This window comes from Komagataeibacter kakiaceti JCM 25156, from assembly GCF_000613305.1.
In genome coordinates this window covers 1-3071 of sequence record NZ_BAIO01000284.1, presented here as the reverse complement: position 1 = coordinate 3071, position 3071 = coordinate 1, and the positions used below count along the sequence as shown (strand labels likewise).

General features: G+C 63.9%; 3 protein-coding genes and 1 pseudogene. All 4 read left to right on the top strand.

What is annotated here, in order from left to right; genetic code table 11:
* Nucleotides 1–86: 86 nt before the first annotated feature.
* Nucleotides 87–506, top strand: coding sequence for a hypothetical protein (locus tag JCM25156_RS24100; protein WP_051577523.1), 420 nt, complete (start codon nucleotides 87–89; stop codon nucleotides 504–506).
* 261 nt (nucleotides 507–767) lie between these two features.
* Entirely contained in the window at nucleotides 768–2441 is a 1674-nt protein-coding gene (gene bcsA, locus JCM25156_RS24095) for a UDP-forming cellulose synthase catalytic subunit (protein WP_051577522.1), read from the top strand.
* Nucleotides 2442–2461: 20 nt separating this feature from the next.
* Nucleotides 2462–2617, top strand: coding sequence for a PilZ domain-containing protein (locus JCM25156_RS31175; RefSeq protein ID WP_242402639.1), 156 nt, complete (start codon nucleotides 2462–2464; stop codon nucleotides 2615–2617).
* A pseudogene (locus JCM25156_RS31170) lies at nucleotides 2617–3071 on the top strand (hypothetical protein); the annotation flags it as partial. The gene JCM25156_RS31175 and the pseudogene JCM25156_RS31170, both read left to right, overlap by 1 nt.

Genomic DNA, 3071 nt, shown 5'->3' with positions numbered 1-3071 from the left:
TCACGCCCAAAGCCGCCCCGCGGCCCGTGTCCCGTGCGGACGGGGCCGGGCGGAAGGACCGGATTTTCCCAGCATCCAGAAAAGAGGTGACACCGATTGAACAGAGTGATGCGGAGCTTCTTCCCCTCCTGCCGCAGGCCGAAGATGGGGAAGACTGGATGCCCGTGCCCAAGGCGCGGCACCAGCGTGGCGAACGCCCCCGCCCGGTAAGCCGTGGCTTCGCCTTTCCCCTGCCCGATATCCACAGGCAGACGGAACGCGGGCTGTTCCGCCCCGCGCCGCCGCTGCCCGTGCGTGTTTCCCGTCCCCAACAGACCAAGGTGAGTATCATGACCAAGTCGAACGCGAACCCCATCAATGACGCCCCCCTCACGCCCTCCACCGATGGTTCCCCCACCATGGAGGAAATGTTCATGATCCTGGGTGGCCGGGCGACCGATCGGCTGACCCCCAAATCCACATTGCGTGATGCCCTGTCGCGCCGCAGGGATGACGACGAATCCTGAGGCGGCGCGGTTTCCCGCCTTTCCCTCCACCCGGCGGCCCGCCGGGCGCGAAGGACGGACACAGGCGTGCCGGTTGAGGCAGGAACGTGCGGGCCCCATCCACGGGGCGGCGCGACCGGCCACGCGGTTGTCCGAACCCGTAGGACCTGTTTGAAGTGACATGGACTGTTCTGATGCACGCGAACGGCAGGCGTGCTGCCCCTCTGACAGTTTTTGAGCGTAACTTTCTGTTTTTGCCGTTTATTTCGGACGAGTGGTTTTATGTCAGAGGTTGAGTCGCCCGCATCGGCGGATTCGGCGTGGTCGCGCCGGCTGGAGCAGTTTCTGGCTTCGCGTTCGGGAATCATCATGGTGGTGGCCTGCGCCCTGACCGCCATGTTCGCGGCCACCACGGTCACCCTCTCGCCCAATCAGCAGCTGGTCGTGGCTGGCGCCCTTCTGGGGGTCTTCTTCATCGTCGGGCGGAAGAAGACCCGGCGCGTACAGGTTTTTCTGGAGGTGCTGTCGGCCATCGTCTCGCTGCGGTACCTGACATGGCGGCTGACGGATACGCTCTATTTCAACACATGGATCGAGATCGGGCTGGGCACGCTCCTGCTTACGGCGGAACTCTATTCCCTCGTGATGCTTTTCCTGAGCTATTTCCAGAGCATCTATCCACTGGGGCGCGCGCCGATCCCGCTGCCGGACAACCCGGCCGACTGGCCCACGGTGGATGTCTATATTCCCACCTATAACGAAGACCTGAGCATTGTCCGCCTGACCGTGCTGGGCGCGCTGGGCATGGACTGGCCCCGCGACAAGCTGAACGTCTATCTGCTTGATGACGGCAGGCGGCCGGAATTCGCCCTGTTCGCCGAAGCCTGCGGGGCGTCCTACATTTCCCGGCCCACGAACGAATACGCCAAGGCGGGCAATTTCAATAACGCCATCAAGCGTTCCTCGGGCGAGTTCATCCTGACGCTGGACTGCGATCATATCCCGACCCGCGCCTTCCTGCAGATCGCCATGGGCTGGATGGTGGGCGACCCCAAGATCGCGCTGCTGCAGACGCCGCACCACTTCTATTCCCCCGATCCGTTCCAGCGCAATCTGGCCGCGGGCTTCCGCACCCCGCCGGAAGGCAACCTGTTCTATGGCGTGATCCAGGACGGAAATGATTTCTGGGATGCGACATTCTTCTGCGGGTCATGCGCCATCCTGCGGCGTGTCGCGATCGAGGGGATCGGCGGTTTCGCGACCCAGACCGTCACCGAAGACGCCCATACCGCCCTGCGCATGCAGCGTGAGGGCTGGTCCACCGCCTATCTGCGCATTCCGCTGGCGGGCGGGCTGGCCACGGAGCGTCTGGTTACCCATGTCGGCCAGCGTGTGCGCTGGGCGCGCGGCATGCTGCAGATTTTCCGTATTGATAACCCCCTGCTGGGGCCGGGCCTGAACTGGGGGCAGCGGCTGTGCTACCTGTCGGCCATGCTGTCCTTCCTGTTCGCGGTGCCGCGCGTGGTGTTCCTGACCGCGCCGCTGGCCTTCCTGTTTTTCGGGCAGAATGTCATCGCCGCATCGCCCGTGGCCGTGCTGGCCTACGCCGTGCCGCACATGTTCCACGCCATCGGCACCGCGTCGCGCATCAACAAGGGCTGGCGCTATTCGTTCTGGAGCGAGGTGTATGAAACCACCATGGCGCTGTTCCTGGTGCGCGTGACGATCGCCACCCTGATCAACCCCTGGCGGGCGAAATTCAACGTCACGCACAAGGGCGGGGTGCTGGAAAGCGGGTATTTCGATCTGCGCGCGGTCTATCCCAATGTCATCATGGGCGCGCTCATGTTCATCGGGCTGCTCCGGGGGCTTTACGGGCTGGCGTTCGAGCATGTCGATTTCATCGCCCGCCGCGCCTATGTGCTCAATTCCTTCTGGCCACGCTCAGCCTGCTGATCATTCTCGCCGCCATCGCCGTGGGCCGGGAAACCCACCAGAAGCGCTACAGCCACCGTATCCGCGCCAGCCTGCCGGTCAGCGTGACCACCGCCGACGGCATCGTGGTCGAGGGCGTGACCGAAGATCTGTCCATGGGCGGGGCGTCGGTCCACATGACCTGGCCCCAGCCATAGTGGGGCCGCAGACGGTCGAGATTCATGTCAATATCGAAGGTGAGCGTCTGCGCCTGCATGCGCATGTGATCCGCAGCCGGAACGGCCAGTGCGTGTTCCGGTGGGACATCGGCTCCCTTCAGGAAGAAGCAAGTATCATCCGCATCGTGTTCGGTCGTGCTGATGCGTGGGTGGACTGGAACAATTACGGAAATGATCGCCCGCTGCGGAGCCTGTGGGATATTTTCGTCTGTATTCTGGGCCTGTTCCGTCTGTCCGGGCGTCTTGCTCCCCGCAAGGCGGCCCGCCATCCCAGTTTGAGTGAGGAAAATGTGTCGACGGATGAAGCCGCACGCGCCCAGCGCACGAACAGGGCCGGGATGCTGTCTGGTTCACGTAGCCTGAAAATGATACCGCTGCTGGCCATGCTGGCCTGGGCGACCACGGCGTACGCAGCGCCCGACCCCGCGACCGG

Bases quoted from the DNA above. Each gene is read 5' to 3' on its own strand.
- bcsA (WP_051577522.1), top strand. From the start codon at position 768: ATGTCAGAGGTTGAGTCGCCCGCATCGGCGGATTCGGCGTGGTCGCGC.